This window comes from Gammaproteobacteria bacterium, assembly GCA_029884425.1.
Lineage (GTDB): Bacteria > Pseudomonadota > Gammaproteobacteria > S012-40 > S012-40 > JAOUHV01.
In genome coordinates, this window is record JAOUHV010000027.1 from 1 (window position 1) to 18,781 (window position 18,781).

At 54.6% G+C, this 18,781-nt stretch carries 12 protein-coding genes; 3 read left to right on the forward strand and 9 right to left on the reverse strand.

The window, feature by feature from the left end:
• Window positions 1-205: 205 nt before the first annotated feature.
• The 3 genes from OEW58_08560 to OEW58_08570 all read right to left on the reverse strand — a co-directional run bounded on the left by OEW58_08560 (window position 206) and on the right by OEW58_08570 (window position 7,820).
• A complete protein-coding gene (locus OEW58_08560) occupies window positions 206-3,442 on the reverse strand; it encodes an efflux RND transporter permease subunit (GenBank protein MDH5301397.1) in 3,237 nt (1,078 codons plus the stop codon).
• Window positions 3,442-4,479, reverse strand: a complete 1,038-nt coding sequence (locus OEW58_08565; protein MDH5301398.1) for an efflux RND transporter periplasmic adaptor subunit — start codon at window positions 4,477-4,479, stop codon at window positions 3,442-3,444. The genes OEW58_08560 and OEW58_08565 overlap by 1 nt, the downstream gene beginning before the upstream one ends.
• Before the next feature lie 158 nt (window positions 4,480-4,637).
• Window positions 4,638-7,820 (reverse strand): EAL domain-containing protein, encoded by a 3,183-nt coding sequence (locus tag OEW58_08570; protein ID MDH5301399.1) that lies wholly within the window; start codon window positions 7,818-7,820, stop codon window positions 4,638-4,640.
• A gap of 233 nt (window positions 7,821-8,053) precedes the next feature.
• Between OEW58_08570 and OEW58_08575 the strand changes: the two genes are divergently transcribed.
• Window positions 8,054-9,856: a SulP family inorganic anion transporter gene (locus OEW58_08575; protein MDH5301400.1), complete on the forward strand. Its 1,803-nt coding sequence runs from the start codon at window positions 8,054-8,056 to the stop codon at window positions 9,854-9,856.
• Here the strand turns inward: OEW58_08575 and OEW58_08580 are convergent.
• Genes OEW58_08580 through OEW58_08605 form a run of 6 tightly spaced genes read right to left on the reverse strand, consistent with a single transcriptional unit; the run spans window position 9,853 to window position 15,712 of the window.
• On the reverse strand, window positions 9,853-10,974 hold the full coding sequence (locus tag OEW58_08580; GenBank protein MDH5301401.1) for a response regulator: 1,122 nt from the start codon (window positions 10,972-10,974) through the stop codon (window positions 9,853-9,855). The two genes, OEW58_08575 and OEW58_08580, sit on opposite strands and share 4 nt — an antisense overlap.
• Before the next feature lie 18 nt (window positions 10,975-10,992).
• The gene (gene mutM / locus OEW58_08585) at window positions 10,993-11,805 is read right to left on the reverse strand and encodes a bifunctional DNA-formamidopyrimidine glycosylase/DNA-(apurinic or apyrimidinic site) lyase (GenBank protein MDH5301402.1); all 813 of its coding nucleotides are present in this window, start codon (window positions 11,803-11,805) and stop codon (window positions 10,993-10,995) included.
• A gap of 6 nt (window positions 11,806-11,811) precedes the next feature.
• Complete coding sequence (locus tag OEW58_08590) at window positions 11,812-12,585, reverse strand: DUF4340 domain-containing protein (protein MDH5301403.1); 774 nt, start codon at window positions 12,583-12,585, stop codon at window positions 11,812-11,814.
• Window positions 12,585-14,012 carry a GldG family protein gene (locus OEW58_08595; GenBank protein MDH5301404.1) on the reverse strand — a complete coding sequence of 476 codons (1,428 nt, stop codon included), beginning with the start codon at window positions 14,010-14,012 and terminating at the stop codon, window positions 12,585-12,587. Before OEW58_08595 ends, OEW58_08590 begins: the two co-directional genes overlap by 1 nt.
• Before the next feature lie 9 nt (window positions 14,013-14,021).
• Window positions 14,022-14,768, reverse strand: a complete 747-nt coding sequence (locus tag OEW58_08600; GenBank protein ID MDH5301405.1) for an ABC transporter permease subunit — start codon at window positions 14,766-14,768, stop codon at window positions 14,022-14,024.
• Window positions 14,765-15,712 (reverse strand): ABC transporter ATP-binding protein, encoded by a 948-nt coding sequence (locus tag OEW58_08605; GenBank protein MDH5301406.1) that lies wholly within the window; start codon window positions 15,710-15,712, stop codon window positions 14,765-14,767. Before OEW58_08605 ends, OEW58_08600 begins: the two co-directional genes overlap by 4 nt.
• 56 nt (window positions 15,713-15,768) lie before the next feature.
• On the opposite strand from OEW58_08605, the gene OEW58_08610 reads away from it, so the two are divergent.
• Together OEW58_08610 and OEW58_08615 are read left to right on the forward strand one after the other, a co-directional pair.
• Window positions 15,769-16,839 (forward strand): diguanylate cyclase, encoded by a 1,071-nt coding sequence (locus OEW58_08610; GenBank protein MDH5301407.1) that lies wholly within the window; start codon window positions 15,769-15,771, stop codon window positions 16,837-16,839.
• Window positions 16,823-18,766 carry a hydantoinase/oxoprolinase family protein gene (locus tag OEW58_08615; protein ID MDH5301408.1) on the forward strand — a complete coding sequence of 648 codons (1,944 nt, stop codon included), beginning with the start codon at window positions 16,823-16,825 and terminating at the stop codon, window positions 18,764-18,766. Before OEW58_08610 ends, OEW58_08615 begins: the two co-directional genes overlap by 17 nt.
• Window positions 18,767-18,781 lie beyond the last annotated feature (15 nt).

The window sequence follows — 18,781 nt, forward strand, 5'->3', positions numbered from 1 at the left end:
AACCAAGGCAGCGGCATCATGTTTAAATTCTGTCGTAAAGGTTCGACGCTGTTTTTTCATGGAACACCTCGTTCAGGGTGGCAATTTTACCACCTAAAATGGTGTCCGGTTTTATTAGACCACTACAGTCCAGCCTCCATTGGATTGGCGCTGGGGTAAAAAAAGCCCCCGATTAACGGGGGCGAAGGGGGTGGAGCAGGATTGGTTAGGCTTTTTCCAGTTGTTTGTATTTGAACGCGTAATACATCACCGGAATGATGACCAGTGTCAGCAGCGTTGACACCAGAATGCCGAAGATCAGCGCAATGGCCAGACCGTTGAAGATCGGGTCATCGAGGATAAACAGCGCGCCCAAGATCGCCGCCAGTGCGGTCAGGGTGATGGGCTTGGCGCGCACGGCACCGGCGCGAATCACCGCGTCCTGGAAGTTGACGCCACGCGCAACTTCCTCGTTGATGAAATCCACCAACAAAATGGAGTTACGCACGATAATCCCTGCCAGTGCGATCATGCCTATCATCGAGGTCGCGGTGAACTGCGCACCCAGCAGTGCATGACCGGGCATGACACCAATCACTGTCAGCGGAATCGGCGCCATGATGATCAGCGGCACGACGTAGCTGCGGAATTGCGCTACCACCAGCAGGTAGATCAGTATCAGACCTACCGAATAGGCCAGACCCATGTCGCGGAAGGTTTCGTAGGTCACCTGCCATTCGCCATCCCACTTGATGGAGTACTGGTAGGGGTTCTCCGGCTGGTTGATCAGATACTGGGTCAGCTCTTCGCCCATCAAGGCTTTCAGCGGCGTGTCGGCCAACTGGCCAAGGATGTCGAACATGCCGTACAGCGGGCTGTCCAGATTGCCGGCCAGATCGCCAGTGACGAACACCACCGGTAACAAATCCTTGTGCAGAATGCTGTATTCACGACGGCTGCCGATCACTTCGGCGACTGCCGACAACGGAATCAGCTTGCCGGTTTGCGAGCGAACTTTCAGCGCCAGCAGTGACTGAATGTCGGCCTTGTCACCTTCGCTGAATTCCAACCGTATCGGCACTGCCGATTTGGTGTGAATCGTACGCAGATTGCTGACATCGGCACCGCGCAGTGCGGTTGCGATGGCGTCGGTGACGGCTTGCTGGTTCAGACCCAGCAATGCAGCTTTCTGTCTGTCCACCTGGATGACCCACTTGGCGCTGGGGGATTCGACGCTGTCGTCCACGTCAACGATGTCGGCGGTGTTTTCAAACACCTCGCGAATGGATTTGGCGACTTCAATCTGGCCGTCGTAGTTGATGCCGTAGACCTCTGCAACCAACGGTGCCTGTACCGGTGGACCGGGTGGCACTTCGATGACCTTGACGTTGGCCTGATATTTCTTGCCTATCTCAACCAGCGGGCCGCGCACCGCCATGGCGATGTCGTGGCTCTTGCGCTCACGCAAGGACTTGTCGCGCAGATTGACCTGGATGTCGGCCACATTGGCGCCATCACGCAGGTAATACTGGCGCACCAGACCGTTGAAGTTGATCGGCGCTGCGGTGCCGACATAGGCCTGATAATCTGTGACTTCGGGCACGGTGCTCAGGTAGTCACCCAGTTCCTTGATGACCAGCGCGGTTTGCTCCAGCGAGGTGCCTTCGTTCATGTCGACCACGACCTGGAACTCGGACTTGTTATCAAACGGCAGCATTTTGAGCACCACCAGTTTGAATCCCGCCAAGCTGACCGAGATCACGATCAGGGCAATGACCACGATGGTCAGTTTGTTGCGATTGCTGCGGCCTTCACGGCCACGCAGGAAGGGACGTACGCCTTTTTCAAACAGCGCCAGCATGCGTGGATTCACGTCCTGATGCTGAGCATCACCGGCAGCGTGATGTTGCTGGTTTTGCAGCACTTTCAGCGTCAGCCAGGGAGTGATGATGAAGGCAACCGCCAACGAAATCACCATGCCGATACTGGCGTTGATCGGAATCGGACTCATGTACGGCCCCATCAGGCCGGACACGAATGCCATGGGCAGCAGGGCCGCAACCACTGCGAAGGTCGCCAGGATGGTGGGACCACCCACTTCGTCCACTGCCAGCGGAATGGCTTCGGCCAGGTTCTTTTTACCCATCTGCAGGTGACGGTGAATGTTTTCCACCACCACGATGGCGTCATCCACCAGAATACCGATGGAGAAAATCAGCGCGAACAACGATACGCGGTTGAGGGTAAAGCCCCACGCCCAGGAGGCGAACAGGGTCAGCGCCAGGGTGACAACGATGGCGGTGCCGACGATAAAGGCTTCACGCTTGCCCAGGGTGAACAACACCAGCAACACCACCACGCCCGTGGCGAAGAACAGCTTTTGGATCAGCGTCATCGCCTTGTTGTTGGCGGTGGCGCCGTAGTTACGGGTTACAGTGACTTCAACGCCTTCAGGGACGAAAATGCCGCGTAACTGGTCAAAGCGCTCAATAACCTGTTCGGCCACTTCAATGGCATTGGTGCCGGGTTTTTTGGCAATGGCGACGGTGACGGCGGGGTAAATGCCCTGGCCATCAATGGCCTTGTCCGCCGCCGCTGGGCCGGTGCCAAACCAGACGTATTGCTCGGGCTGGTCGGCTTCGTGGCGTACGGTAGCCACGTCGCGCAGATACACTGGCGCGCCGTTGGACAGGCCGACGATCAGGTTGTTGATTTCATTGGCTTCGGACAGGAAAGTGCCTGCCTGGATGGTGATTTCCTGATTATCGCGTACCACTTCGCCGGCATTTTCCGAAGCATTGGCCGCCAGCAGGGTTTGTTTGATCTGCTGGATGTCGATGTTGTAGCCGGACAGACGCTGCGGATCGAGCAGCACATGCACTACCTGATCGGCACCGCCGATGGTGTAGATGTCACGGGTGCCGGGCACGCGCTTGAGTTCGGACTCGATGGTGTGGGCCACTTTCTGCAAATCAAACGCGCCACGGCTTTCGTCTTTGGTCCACAATGTCAGGCTGACCACGGGCACGTCATCAATGCCCATGGGCTTGATGATGGGCTTGCCTACGCCCAGGTTGGGCGAAATCCAGTCCTCGTTGGACAGGATATTGTTGTACAGCTTGACGATGGAACGGGTGCGATCCTGGCCGACTTCGAACTGCACAGTCAGCACCGACATGCCGGGGCGAGACACAGAATAAACGTGTTCAATGCCGGCAATTTCTGACAACACCTGTTCGGCCGGTGTGGATACCAGTGCTTCCACTTCCTTGGCGGTGGCACCGGGGAAGGGGATGAACACGTTGGCGAAGGTGACGTCGATTTGCGGTTCTTCTTCGCGCGGGGTGACCAATACGGCGAAAATGCCCAGCAGCAGGCCAACCAGCGCCAATAGCGGGGTGATTTCCGACTTGAGAAACTTTTTGGCAACGCTGCCAGAAAAGCCGAGTTTGTCGTTACTCATTACTTACCTCCGGCCTGAGACTTTAACTGCACGCCTGCTTGTACGGGGTCCAGAGCGATGGTTTCACCGGCGCGCAGACCTGACAGAATTTCAATGAGATCGTTTTTGCGGTTGCCCAGGCGCACCTGGCGCATGCTGATCTTACCGTCGGCGGCAATCACGTAGATTGCGCTGACTTCGCTGCGGTGGAACGCAGCTTGGGCGGGAACCAGCAGGGCTTGTTCTTCAGCCACGGTGAACGAGGCTTTCACCAACATGCCGGGGAAAATCTGCTCGGTGTTTTCCGGCAAATCCAGACGCACACGGAAGGTGTGGTGGGCGGCATCGGCAATGGGGTAAATGGTCAGTTTGGCGGCATCAATGCGACGACCGTCCGGCAAAATGATGCTGGCTTTCTTGTGCTGGCGCACGGCGTTGATGAAGGCTTGTGGCACTTGTACATTGACGCGCAATTTGTTCATGGCCAAGCCGCTCATGATGGGTTTGCCGGGGCTGGCCATTTCGCCCACCTCAATGAGACGCTCGGTGACAATGCCGGAATAGGGCGCGCGGATCGCGGTGTTGCCGACTTGTTCGTTGGCTTCGGTGACCTGGGCTTCAGCAGCGTTGACGTTGGCTTCGGCGGCGTTCAGTCGTGCCTGGGCCTGATCCAGCATGGCCACGGAAATCAGTCCCTGGTTGGCCAGATCCTTTTTGCGGTCGAAATCCAGACGAGCATCCTTGGCTTCGGCTCGGGCAGATTGCAGCGCGGCATTGGCTTTGCTCAGGCCGGCTTTGTATTCCTTGTCGCGGACGTAGGCGATGATTTGATTTTTTTCCACGAAATCATCCACATCCACCTTGATGGCGGTGACGCGGCCGGAAACTTCAGAGGAAATGGTCGCCCGATTGACGGCCTCTACCACGCCATCCAACAGCTGTTCTTTGGTGTGTAGCTGGTATTGCGCCTTGTGGCTAAGCAGCGCGCCATTTTCGGCAGCTTGCGCCGAACCCAGGCCAATCAAGAGAAATAGTCCAAAAATCAGTTGGTTGTGCATTGGTATGTGCCTCATGTGTAAGCTAAATTCACTGATGGACGGGGGCCATTAGTGAATATTAGAGTTTGCTAATGTGCATAGAATATAGCTAATCTCTAATATTATCAAGTGTTCAATTTGTGGGCGATTGACGCTGACCAGGGTGATTCGGCGCAGGGCTAGAAGCTTTTGTCTGGTTTGTATTGGGTGATATAGCTGAGGAAACGGTTCAACGGCATAGGTCGCGCCAGGACGTAGCCTTGGGCGGTGTCGGCGCCGCTTTGCTTCAGGAAACTGACGTGGTTGAGGGTTTCGGTGCCTTCGGCCACCACTTCCAGGCCGAGGATTTTGGCCATGGCGATGATGGCCTGGCACAGGGCGGCATCGTCCTTGTTCTGCAACACATCCAGCACGAAGGCTTTGTCGATTTTCAGCGCGTCGAAGGGGAAGCGTTTGAGGTAGCCCAGCGACGAGTATCCGGTACCAAAATCGTCCAGCGCCAGGCGTATGCCCAATTGTTTGATCTGGAACAGCAGGTTGAGCGTGCCCTGGATGTTTTCCAGCAACAGTCGCTCGGTGATTTCCATTTCCAGCAGGTGGCCAGGCAGGCGGCTGTGGTGCAGGGCTTGTTCAAGATGCATGAGGCAGTTTTCGTCATGCAGCTGACGTGGTGAAAAATTCACTGAAACGCGAATGGGGTGCGGATACAGGTCTTGCCATTTGGTGGCGGCCTGGCAGGCCTGATCGAGTACCCACTGGCCGATGGGCTGGATCAGACCGGTGTCTTCGGCCAGTGGAATGAATTCGTCGGGGCTGATCTGGCCCAGTTCGTCATCACGCCAGCGCAGCAGTGCTTCGGCACCGATGATACGTTGATCTTGCAGGCTGATTTGCGGCTGGAAGTACAGTTCCAGTTCATTTTGGGCAATGGCATGGCGCAGGCGTGATTCCAGTTGCAGGCGGCGGCTGGCCTTTTCACTCATTTTCTGATCAAAAAATGCGTAGGTATTGCGGCCTTTTTCCTTGGCTTTGTACATGGCGGTATCGGCATAGGCCAGCAGGGTTTGCGGACTATCGCTGTCATCGGGATAGCCGCTGATGCCTATGCTGGCGGCGATGTGCAGCTTGAGTTCGCCGATGTGGAACGTCGGGCGCAGGCTGGATAACACTTTACGCACCACGGCTTTGGCTTGTCGGAGTTCAGGCAGATCTTGCAGGATGATGAGAAATTCGTCGCCGCCAAGGCGAGCAACAGTATCTATTGAACGCACGCTTTTGCGCAGTCGATTGGCGACTTCGATCAGCATCTCATCGCCGATGGCATGGCCGAGTGTGTCGTTGACGTGCTTGAACAAATCCAGATCGATGAACAGCATCGCCATGGAGGTCTGGTTGCGTTTGGCGCTGTTGATTGCAGTGTCGATGCTGTCCATCGCTGCCTGGCGGTTGGGCAATTCGGTCAGGCTGTCGTAGTTGGCCTGGTAGTTGAGTCGGGCTTCGGCGATTTCGCGATCGGTGATGTCGTTGACCAGTGAGGCAACGCCGATGACTTGATCATTTTCGTCGGTGAGCACGGAGTTGTACCACTCGCAAATGATGATGTGACCATCTTTGGCGAGATTGTGCCGAGTGGTCTGAAAGCCGCGTTGCTGGCTCATCAGCTCATCCCAGGCATTCTGGATATTTTGTTGTTCATTCGCAGGTACCAGTATTGCGCCAGATTTGAGCAATACTTCGTTGCGCCGATAGCCAAAGATTTTTTCTGCTGCATGATTCCACTGGGTGATGCGAAATTGGGTGTCGAATTCAATCACGCCCAACGGCGTGCGTTGGACATGCAGCGCCAGGCGTTGTTGTGATTGGGTAAGTTGATCATTAATGGCGCGCAGATGTCGATCCATTTCAATGTGGCGACTGACGTCGTAGGCGATGCCTTCGGTGCCAATGGGTTCGCCACGCACGTTAAAAATAGTGCTTTCACTGATTTCCAGTTGGTGGGGTTTGCCATGAGCATCGTTGATTTCCAGTTCGCTGTTACTGGTATTGTCGCCGGTAGGTTGATGCAGCAAAGCGAACGCTTTGGGTGCAAGCAGTAAAAACTGTTCTGGCTGGAAACCCAGCACGCGTTCCACCGAGGCGCTCACGTACTGATATTCGCCCTGCAGATCACGAGTATAGAAAAACAGATCACCTTTGATGTTTTCCACCAGATTGCGATATTTCTGCTCGTTCTGGCGAACGCTGTTGAGCAGTTGTCGGTGCAAGGTAATGTCGTGACTGACGTGAATGATGCCGGGCACAGTCGCACCAATCGGCGTGAGCATAAACTCATGCCAGGTGTCGTTGTCGTAGGGCATCTCAAAACCGCGCAGTTCTTCCTGATTGCGGATGTGCTGACAGAGTGGGCATTGCTGTTCGCCAATATCGTGGGGATGAAACAGCGGGTGACAATGTTTGCCCAGCATGTCGTTGATGGCCAGACCGCTCATTTGACTGGCGGCGGGGTTGGCGCTGAGTATGGTGCCATTCGGTGCCAGCAGTAATACGGGCATGGGGATGGCGTGGAAGCTGTTAGCCTCGTTGCTCATCAGCGTGTAGGGTTTGGTCAGTGACGCCAGAATCAATGCATCGAATACCAGCCAGAACGAAATGAATTTAAACACATGGCCAATGACGTTGAACGACGCATGCAGGGTTTCATCGGCGCTAAAGGTAATTTCTGCCGCGATGGTGAATAAAATCGCCGCCAACATTTGCCGCAGTAAAGTGCGATCCAGCAACACCCTGCGTGACCAGGTGAACCACAGTGCGATCAGCAAGATCGCAATAATGACGTATTGGCCATAAATTTTCGTCGGGGTTAGACCATACTCAAGTGAGTAGGTGGCTGGAAACTGGCCGTTGAATATCATCGCAGTCACCGCGACGGTGTATCCGGCCATCAGCAGATTCAGCCGCCAGGCCGGGACGGCGCGAGACAGGAAAAATACTGCGGACAGCAGGGTGATGGCCTCAAGCAGGCGAGTGGCCATCCAGAGTTGGGCGCTGGTGTCGACGCTGGGCGGGGTGATGATGGTAACACCGGGGTAGGTGAAGGTGTGCAGCAGACCCAGCAAGCCTACCCAGAAATAGCCGCTGCCTAGCACTAGCAGATAGTGGTTGCGGGTAAAGCGGAAGCCTTGCCAGGCCACCACGGCCATGATCAGCGAGACAAGGATGGTAAACAGCTCCGCCAGGCTGTGAAAGAGCGCGAAGCCAAAATGATCGCTGTACAGCAAAATAGCCAGCAACAAGGTAAAAATACCAAGTCGTTCGACAACATGCCTGGATGAGTCGGCATGGGTTTGGCTGAGTTTGCGCATGAGAGCCTGCGGGCGGTGGATATCTTTAATTTATAGCGGTCATCGGTCGATGGTATTGAGTGAGCGCCGGACACGCCGATCAGTTTGTTGATTACGCTATATTTTTGTGAGTATTGTGACGCTGCAGACAGATTCTGCTGCAGGTGTCGGCTGGAAAATGAAGTGCTCATAGTTTAGTATATAAATATTCTCTAATATACAAGGGTGATGTGTCACCCGGGAGTTTGCCGCCCATGTCGCGTAACCGACGTTCCTATTCCCCCTGGATGCTGACGCTGTTCCCGTTTTTGATGTGGTGGCATCGGGTTGACGGACAAAGCCTGAGAGCGGACCTGCTGGCGGGCTTGACTGGCGCGGTGGTGGTGTTGCCTCAAGGGGTGGCGTTTGCCACCATCGCCGGTATGCCGCCGGAATATGGTTTGTACGCGGGCATGGTGCCGGCAATCATCGCTGCGCTGTACGGTTCGTCATGGCATTTAGTGTCCGGGCCGACTACGGCGGCGTCCATTGTGTTGTTTTCCGCCATCAGCGCCTATGCTGAACCCGGTAGCATTGATTACGTGCGTTTGGTGTTGACGCTGACGTTCATGGTGGGCGTGATTCAGTTGACCATGGGACTGGCGCGGCTAGGCACGCTGGTGAATTTTATTTCGCATTCGGTGGTGATTGGCTTTACTGCCGGTGCTGCCATTCTGATCATTGCCGCGCAGATTAAAAACTTTTTTGGTTTGGAAATGGAGCGCGGCCTGCGATTTTACGAAGTCCTGCTGAGCATGGTTTCGCAGCTGGATAAAATCAACTGGTTTGTGACGACGGTGGCGCTGGCGACCTTGCTGTCGGGCATTGCTGCGCGACGTTGGTGGCGCAAGTTTCCATACATGATTGTCGCGATGACGGTGGGGACAGGGTTGTCGATCTTGTTTAACGGCATTTATGGTCAGTCGTATACGGGTATTTCTACCGTGGGTGCATTGCCCGAGCAATTGCCACCGTTGTCGTCACCGGAATTTAGTCTGGAAGTGATTCGTGAACTGGCGCCGGTGGCGTTTGCGGTGACGCTGTTTGCACTCACCGAAGCGGTGTCGATTGCCCGATCCATTGCGGTTAAGTCAGGACAGCAGATAAACGGTAATCAGGAATTTATTGGTCAGGGAATGTCGAATATTTTCGGCGGATTTTTCTCAGGTTATGTGGCCACCGGTTCGTTTAATCGCAGTGGTTTGAATTATGAGGCAGGGGCAAAAACGCCCCTGTCGGCAGTGTTTGCTGCGGTGATGCTGATGGGCATCGTGTTGCTGGTGGCACCCTACGTGACTTATCTTCCCAATGCGGCGATGGCGGGAATTTTGTTTTTGGTGGGCTGGACGCTGATTGATTTTCATCACATCAAACGGGTGCTCAAGGCGAGTCGATCTGAAGGTGGAATTCTGGTGGCCACGTTTGTGGCGACACTGTTCCTGGAATTGGAATTCGCTATTTTTCTCGGTGTGTTGTTGTCACTCATTGCCTATCTGAATCGCACTTCCCGGCCGCGTATTTTGTCACGCATGCCTGATCCTCGTTTGCCGCATCGTGCATTTAATACTGACCCTGAATTGCAGGAATGTCCGCAGTTAAAAATTGTTCGTATTGATGGTTCGTTGTTTTTTGGTGCGGTAGCACATTGTCGTGACACCTTCGCCAGATTTTCCGAAATGCATCCAGAACAAAAACATGTGCTGGTGGTGTGCTCGGGAATTCATTTTGTCGATGTCGCTGGCGCGGAATTTTTGGTTGAGGAAGCCAATCGTCATCGACGTGAAGGCGGCGGCATGTATTTGTATGATGTAAAGGATGCGGTGTGCAGTTGCTTTAAGCAAGGTGGCTATGGTCAGGAAATTGGCCAGGAGAACATTTTCCGCTCCAAGCAGGAAGCCTTAAACGTCATCACATCTCAGCGACTGGATCGCGAAATCTGTCGCCGCTGTCCGCACAGGGTATTTAAAGAATGTGCGACGCTGGCGGGTGAAAAAGAAAGTGATTCGAGCAGTTCCTAATGGAACTGCTCAATGCGTTTGGCCAGTTGTCCCAGTAATTGATCGACTTCCAATCCCTGATCAAACAGCGCCTGGCTGCGAGTCAGGGTGGAGTTGACGATCTCCATCAATTTTTGTTCTTGCTGCTCGGATAATCCCAGGTGGAAAAAAGATTCTTCTACCTGGGCACGCAAATCTTCGAGAATGCTGGCGCTGTGCTGTTGCTGTTGATGATATTTCTGGTTGATGCCCTGAATGGCATTTTCAACCCCATCCAGGGCCAGACTGAGTGCCTGTTGCTGCAGTGAGACTGCATTGCTGGCGGCAATGGCGTGAATGCGTGCGTCAGCGCCTTCGACTAACAGTGCGACGTTGTCCTTGATGCGACCGTAGCGTTCGCTGTCATCCTGCGGCATGTTTTTTATCAGCAGTGTGATGCCGGGAAAATTAAACGCAGTGCGATTGCCAAAATCGAAAATACGCTTCTCGCTGGCGAGTTTGGTCAGCAGACTGCTTTCGATCGCGCTGACACTGCCGGTGGCTGCCAGTTCGACGATCTGTTTTTCACTGCGAATTTGTAAACAGCAATTGAGCTGGTAGTTGGCCATGCTGTCGAGGATGGCCTGGGCGAGTGCCTGGTAATTGTTGCAGCGGAAACTTTCCGACAAAAAATTGAGTACAACGCCGAGTTCGCCGGTGCTGGTCATGGCTGTCATGGCGGTGCGCATGGCGTCGTTAGCATTTTGTTGCAGTTGATCGGCGCGGCGTTTGGTTTCAATGGCGAGTTTGGTCTTGGTACGCAACTCTTCGGCTTGAAATGGTTTGATGAGGTAATCATCGCCACCTGCCTGATAGCCCTGCAGGCGTTCTTCGAGCGAATCCATTGCTGAAACGAAAATGATGGGGAGTGAAGCGGTGTCAGCAGTATCTTTGATGGTGCGACATAGCTGGTAACCGTCGATGCCTTGCATACGCACGTCCAGCAGAATCAAATCCGGTTTTTGTTGTTGCAGCATCTGCAGTGCTTGTTCGCCGGAGTTGGCATACAGCAGATCAAATTCGTTGTCGAGGGCGTAACCGATTAAATCCTGTGTTGCCGGCTCATCATCCACGGAAAGTACGGCAAATTTACTGCTCACCCTGTCCTCCTGAGTTATCTATCGTTGGCACCGTCCGCAATAATAGGTGGCGCGCTGTGCCAAAATGGATTTACTGATTGCATTCGCACACTTCGGACAAGGCAATCCTTCCCGTCCGTAAACCTGCAACTGCTGGGCAAAGTAACCAGGTTTGCCATCACTGTTGCTGAAGTCCTTGAGTGTGGTGCCGCCTTGGTCAATAGCGCGGGTCAATACCAGCTTAATGGACTGACACAGTTTCTCAAAACGCGCCCGGCTAACATCGCCCGCAGCGGTGGTGGGTAATATTCCTGCCATGAATAATGCTTCGCTGGCGTAGATGTTTCCAACCCCCACCACGTTTCGGCTGTTCATGATAAACCCTTTAATATTTACAGTCTTTTTTCGCGATAGATCAAAAAGGTATTGAGCATCAAACGTATCATCCAGTGGCTCGGGACCAAGTTCTGTCAGTAGTGAGTGATTACCGTCATCACTCCATAGCACACATCCAAACCGGCGAGGATCATGAAAGCGCAGTACGGTGCCGTTGCTAAAAATAATGTCGACGTGATCGTGTTTGCCTGGGGCTGGTATTGGTGAGTGCAGGATGCGCAGGCCGCCAGACATGCCTAAATGAATGAGCAGCATGCCGTGGGCAAATTGCAGTTGCAGATACTTGGCGCGGCGGGTTACTTGCTGTAGAGGTTGATTGCGGAGCAGGCGGTCAAGGTTGTCAGGGATTGGCCAACGCAAAGTGTCGCGCCGTAGAATCACGCGCTGTACGGTTTGACCCTCAATATGGGGCGCAATACCGCGACGCGTGGTTTCGACTTCGGGTAATTCGGGCATGGGCGATTACTGCGGTTGCAGCAGCGACTGTAACTGCAGATCGTTGAGTTCGTAGGCCAGGGCCAAGTCAGGGCGCACTAAAAATTTATCTTGCAGCAATAGTGATAGCTGCTGACCGTTGCCATAGATAATATCAATGTTGCGGCCGGATGTAATATCTTGGGCTGCGATGACTTGCAGCGCCTGCAGATGACGCCATTGATCAAGCCAGGCTTTGCGTTCATCACTTTGCAGGGTGATGTTGGCTTGCTGGATGCGAACATCGGTAATTGTCAGATCGTCCAGTGGACTCAGGCTCAGGTAGTTGGTCAGATCCGCAAACAAGTGAATGTAATATTGATCGGTGACCAGCATGACGGTGTTGTTGTGCGCGATGTAGCGCTGACGCTGAATCGGGTCGTTGTCGCCGATCAACAGGGTGTAATCGTTAAAGCGAATTTGTGCACGCGGCGGTGCGAGGCCGAATTTGCCAGGTTCCTGGGTGTCAAATCGGTGTTCGCTTTTGGCTTGCAGTAACTGCAGCAAGTTATCGATTCGCCACTGGTGGGCGGGCAGCATCTGCTGTCGGTAATTCAGCATCCAGTGGCCGTTGATTTTTTCTAGTTTCACGTCGTCCAGATTGTTGCGCTGCAACAGAATCTGTGTCACTTGCTCGGCGTTTACCGCATCAAACGATTGCTGGGGCGTCTCTTTGCTGGGCGTGGGCGCAAAATAAACAAATGCACCCAAGCCCAACAAGGTTACGAACAGGAGCAGGTTGAGAATGCCAAGCCGGCTCATTATGAACGTCTTCTCTTAAACCACAGCCACAAGCCTACGGTCAGTAATCCCAGTGGCAACAACAGCAGGAAGCTGACAGCAATAATGCCTTGTTGCACGCTGCTGAGATTGAGCTGTTGATCGACCGCCGTTTTGGCAGGAATGCTGATCAGTTGATCGTCGTTGCTCAACCAGTCGATGATGTTCAGACCCACTTGCAGATTGCCGGCTTGACCGAGGTAGGCGTTGGACAGGAAATCAGCATCGCCAATGACGATGATGCGCTGGTGTTGTTCGCGAGGGGGCGGGTCGATGGTGTCGCTGCTTTCGGCAGGCGCATCCAGTTCTTCGCTGTCGATTTGCGGTAAATTATTTTGGCCGTCGATTTGGCGCGTCAGTGCAAGGCCAATCACGATCGGGCCTTGAGTATCGCTGCCTTCGTCGAAACGAATTTCGCTACTCAGGTCATCGTTTTCCAACCAGCTGCGCGGCAGGGTGACCAATAAATTTTCTGCGTCCCACTGCTCTGCGCCGTTGAACTCCAGGCCGGCGGCTTGCGGAAACAGCGTGAGCGTATCAAATCCCTGGGTGATGGCATGCATTGGGTATTCGGCAACGATGGCAAAGCGCGGATCACGAATGCCGAGAATCTGTGTGTTCAGATCGACCAATATGCCAGGTAAAATTTCAACGCCAAGATTTTCTGCCAGTTGACGCAAATTGTTGCTGCCGGGTTCAAGCAGCCACAGCAAATTACCGCCGTTGTCGACGTAATCAAGTATCAGTTGAATTTCGCCGGGTAAAAATCCACTTTGTGGATCGGCAATGACCAGTGCCAGTGTGTGGTCAGGAATGCTGCCGCTGGTGGCCAGATTGATGCTGCCCAGTTGCACGCCTTTGCTTTTGAGCTGCGTGGCGAAGTTGCCAAAATCAATATTGCTCTTGTTGTCGAGTTGGCGCTCGCCATGACCCTGCACGAACAACACATTGCCGTCACTGCTGCGGGCAAGTTTTTGCAGATTGTTGGTGAGGTCTTGCTCTGAAACGGTTTGCAGTTTTTGCTGTTTTTGGCCGTACTCAATCAGCATCTCGCCATCAGCACTGATACCCAGTTCGCGCACCATGGCTGGTTCGGTGACCGGGTCAATGAAGGTCAGTGTAATGTCTGACTTGTGGCGCTGGTAGAGGTTGACCAGTTGCTGAATTTGTTTGCGGCCTTGCTGGTTGGCCTGACTGACGAACGCGCGAATGGTGACGGGTTCAGACAGTGTTTTTAGTACTGCAATCGTGGCTTCGCTGGCGCTGTTGCGCTGGCTGGCGCTCCAGTCACCCTGAATGTCATAGCGCTGGCTGAGCCAGGCAAGCAAACCGATGAGCGTTAAAAACAGCAGGACGAAGCCGGCATTCTGAAACCGTAATTGGCGTTTTACCTTGGGATTGATTTGCATCGAAATATCCTAGTGCTGCAGGCGATACGAATCGAGGCGACGAATGCTCATCACCAGAAATGTAACGATTAACAGCAGATAATAAATGACGTCACTGCTTTTGAACTGACCATTGAGCAGAGGTTCGTAGTGTTTGAGCATCGACAAATAATGCAACACGCTGTCGGTATTGGTGTTGCCGGCCCAGTCGATAATCCACAAAAGCAGCAGCAAGCCGAAGGTGCTGATGGCAGCAACCGAGGGTTGCGCGGTGAGCGATGACATGAACAAACCTGCCGCGGCGAAACTGGCCAGCAATAACGCCAGCCCGAGAAAACCGCTGAAAACCACGCCCAGATCCAGCGACGTTCCCATCAGCAATGACAGCGGCATGAGCAAAATCATCAGCATCATGATCACCAGGAACAACAAAATGCCAAGATATTTGCCCAGCACAATTTCGGTCATCGACAGTGGTGCGCTAAACAGCAGTGGCAAGGTTTGGCTGCGTTGTTCCTCGGCCAGCAGACGCATGGTCAGCAGCGGAATCACCAGCAGCAGGATGATGGTCGCGTTGCCGTAAATGGGCGTGACAACAATTTGGGTCACGCCGGGCGCGCCATCCATTGCAGCCAGTTGTGGTTGCAGTTGCAGGTACACATCGATCTGCGCCAGGAACAAATAGCCGAGAATCAATTGCACAATCGCCAGAATGCACCAGGCCAGCGGTGAAAAAAACAGGCTGCGTAATTCGCGCAGCGCCAGGGTCAGCATCATGACGCAGGCTCCAAATGTGTTTCAACAGTGGTCAGGTTGACGAAAATCTGTTCCAGCGACAAACGTTCGGGAATCAGCTCAACCAGTCCCCAGTTTTCGCGCACCGAGGTTTCCACCAGCGCTTCGGCGGGTGAATGTTCCGGCAGGTGGCTGAGGCGGAACTGCTGTTCGCCCAAGGCATCGACCTGGGTGATTTCTGGCAGTGCCTGTAGTTTTTCCAAGGCAGGTGGTCGCTGCAGTTTGATGAGCAAGCTGCTGCTTTGCATGCGCTGCTGCAGGCCGGCGGCGGTGTCGCTGAAAATCAATTCACCCTGGTTGATGATCAGCACGCGATCGCACGTGGCCTGAACTTCGGGCAGGATGTGGGTGGACAAAATCACGCTGTGGTCTTTGCCCAGTTCGCGAATGAGGTGACGAATTTCGCGAATCTGAATGGGATCAAGGCCGACCGTGGGTTCGTCGAGAATGACCACCGCCGGGCTGTGAATAATGGCCTGGGCAATGCCGACGCGCTGCTGATAGCCTTTGGACAAGTTACCAATCAGGCGATGGCCAACCTGTTCCAGCCCGCAGCGCTGTTTGGCTTTGCTGACGGCTGCAGCAACGTCCTTGCTGGCGATGCGATTGAGTTTGGCGCAGAACGTCAGGTACTCATCGACTTTTAATTCCTTGTACAGCGGTGGCTGTTCCGGAAGATAGCCCATGCCCAGTTTGGCCAGTTTGGGGTTGTCCAGAATGTCCACGCCGTTAATCAGGATTTCACCCGTACTGGGTGCCAGATTGCCAGCAAGCATCTGCATGGTGGTGGATTTGCCGGCACCGTTGGGGCCGAGGAAACCCAATACTTCACCGCGCAATACGTCAAAGCTGACATTGTTCACTGCCAGCTGAGTGCCGTAATAGCGCGACACATTTTTAATTTGTACCAAGGGTTCGATTGTCATGGGCACATATTATTGTTAAAAAAGCGACATTGCCAAGAGAGTCTGCGAATTAAAAAATGAAGAATGAATCGCTGCAGAATTATTGTGAAAAACTAGGGATCACCGAAGTGCATCGTCAGGAGCGGCTTGCTCTGCTGGAGTTGGGACCTGCCGACGAAGCGCTGAGTCGCTACCTGCGAGACCACGTCATTCTGCCACATGTTGATGGCATGGTGGAACAGACCTATCGAATTTTGCATTCAAACCCGCAGTTTGAACGGATTATTGCCAAAGGCTATGACCTGGGAAAATTAAAGGTCACTTTGCGCGAATATTTCCTGAGTCTGGGGCAGGAATACGCCAGCCAGGAATATTTTGAATCACGCCTGCGTATCGGCATGGTCCACATCTGGGTGGGGGTGGGCTTGGCTTTGTATCAGTGCACCTACCGCATCATGCAGCAGCTGCTGATTAATGCGATTCCGGCGAACACGCCGGCACGCGACGCGCTGATTGCGTATATCCTCAAGATTACGACTCTGGACATGTCGCTGGCGATTGAGGCCTATCACGGTGCTCAGGTGAGCGGTTTGCTCGAGTCGCTGACGGTGCAAAAACAGTTGAACGAAGATCTGGAAGATCGCGTCAGTCATGACAGTTTGACCGGCGTGCTCAGTCGCGCCAGCTTTATGGAGCATTTGCGGCTGGCGATTTTGGCGCTGAATGAAACCCCCAAGCCGTTTTGTTTGGCGATGATCGACTTTGATCACTTCAAGGACGTGAATGATCAATTCGGCCACGTGAGCGGTGACAAGGTGTTGGCAGAGGTGCCCAAGCGTATCGCCAGCGCCTTGCGTTCTCATGATGTGATTGGGCGCTACGGCGGCGAAGAGTTTGTGGTGTTGCTCAGTGGCATGGAGTTGAACAAGGCGGCGGAGGTTGCCGAACGTTTGCGCCAGCGGGTGATCAACAACCCGGTGCACACCTACGAAGGCAGGGAAATCCCGGTGTCGATCAGCATTGGCGTGGTCCAGGCGCGCGCGGGCGAAGCTGTGGAGGAGTTGTTGGAGTTCGCCGATCGCGCACTGTACCGCGCCAAGGAAAATGGCCGCAATCGGGTCGAAGTGTACCATGCTGCTGGGCATTGATACCGGCGGTACCTTTACCGATTTTGTGCTGCTGGACCAGGATGGATTGCGGGTGCATAAGGTCTTGTCCACGCCGCAGGCACCCGAGCATGCGATTTTGCAGGGCATAGCCGAGCTGGGGCTGGATTTGAATGATCTGCAAATTGTCCATGGCTCAACGGTGGCGACCAATGCGGTTTTAGAGCGCAAGGGCGTGCGCACCGCCTATCTGACTAATCTGGGTTTGGAAGATGTGCTCAGCATTGGTCGTCAGGCCCGCGCCGAGCTCTACCAGCTTCAGTCCCGGGAGACTTCGCCACCAGTTCTGGCCGAATTGTGCCTGGGTGTGCGTGGTCGCCTGTCGGCTCAGGGTGAGTGGCTGGATCAGCCGGACGAGGCAGAGCTGCAGGCGCTGCGCGAACAGTTGCGGGCGCTTAATCCTCAGGCAGTGGCGATCAATTTGTTGTTCTCTTTTTTGGACAATCGCGTCGAGCAGCAGTTGCGGCAATGGATGCCCGAGGGCGTGTTCGTTTGCCTGTCATCGGATATTTTGCCGGAATACAAAGAATACGAGCGCGGTATCAGCACCTGGCTGAATGCCTACGTCGGGCCGCTGGTGCAGGGCTATTTGCAGCGTTTGCAGTCGGCGGTGTCACCTGCGCCACTGACGGTGATGCAAAGTTCCGGAGGCACTATGACGGCGGATCATGCCGGCCGGCGTGCGGTGCACATGTTGTTGTCGGGACCTGCCGGTGGTTTGCAGGCGGCGAGTTACATGGGCCGACTGGCGGGATGCGAGCGACTGCTTACTTTTGACATGGGCGGTACGTCGACAGATGTTGCTCTGCTGGATGGTGAGGTTCGCCTGACCAGTGAAGGGCAGATTGCAGGCTACCCGGTGGCGGTGCCCATGGTGGACATGCATACCATCGGTGCCGGCGGTGGTTCCATTGCCTACATTGACGAAGGCGGGATGTTACAAGTGGGGCCGGAATCCGCCGGTGCCCTGCCGGGGCCGGTTTGTTATGGCCGTGGCGGCACAAGGCCGACGGTGACCGATGCCAATCTGGTGTTGGGGCGGTTGCAGCCCGAGGCATTTTCCTCCGGCGGGATGGTGCTGGATGTGGCCGCTGCGCGGGCATCCATGGCGCCGCTGGCAGCGCAGCTGGGTTTAAGCATTGAGCAGTTGGCGCAAGGAATTGTACAGATTGCCAACGAGCACATGGCGCAGGCGCTGCGGGTGATTTCGGTGCAGCGTGGCGTTGATCCCAGCGCGTTTCAGTTGATGTGTTTTGGCGGGGCTGGCGGCGTACATGTGTGCGCGCTGGCCGATGCCCTGGGGATGCGTCAGGCTATCGTGCCCATGCATGCAGGGGTATTATCGGCGCTGGGAATGCTGGTGGCTCCGCGTTCTCGGCAGTTGTCGCGAACGGTGGGTGGCTTGCTGCGGGACGCCTCGGCGGAGGGGCTGCAGCAGGTGATAGAAACCCTGGCCGAGCAGGGTGAGGCGGAGCTGGTTGCCGAGGGCGTGACGCCTTGCCAGATGCAGGGACAGATCTCGCTGGACTTGCGTTATCGCGGACAATCTTACACCCTGAACGTCCCTTGGCAGGATTTGGCGACGAGTGAGCAGGCGTTTCATCAGGCCCATCTGCAGCGCTATGGATACCAGTTGGAGCATGACATTGAGCTGGTGAATGTCAGGCTGCGGATGAGCGGTCCCATGCCGTCGTTGGCTCTGCCCCGGCACTTGTCGACACCTGCATCGGCGGCCAACTGGCCGATGGATGGTTGGCCTGAGGCAAAAATCATTGCCAGACAATCGGTTAGTGCTGACGACTGGCTGTCTGGGCCGTTGCTGATTACCGAGCCGATAGCGACAACCCTGGTGGCTCCCGGCTGGAAATGCCAAGTCGATCAATGGGGAAATTTGCGGCTAAGCCGATAACAAAACATTGGAGTA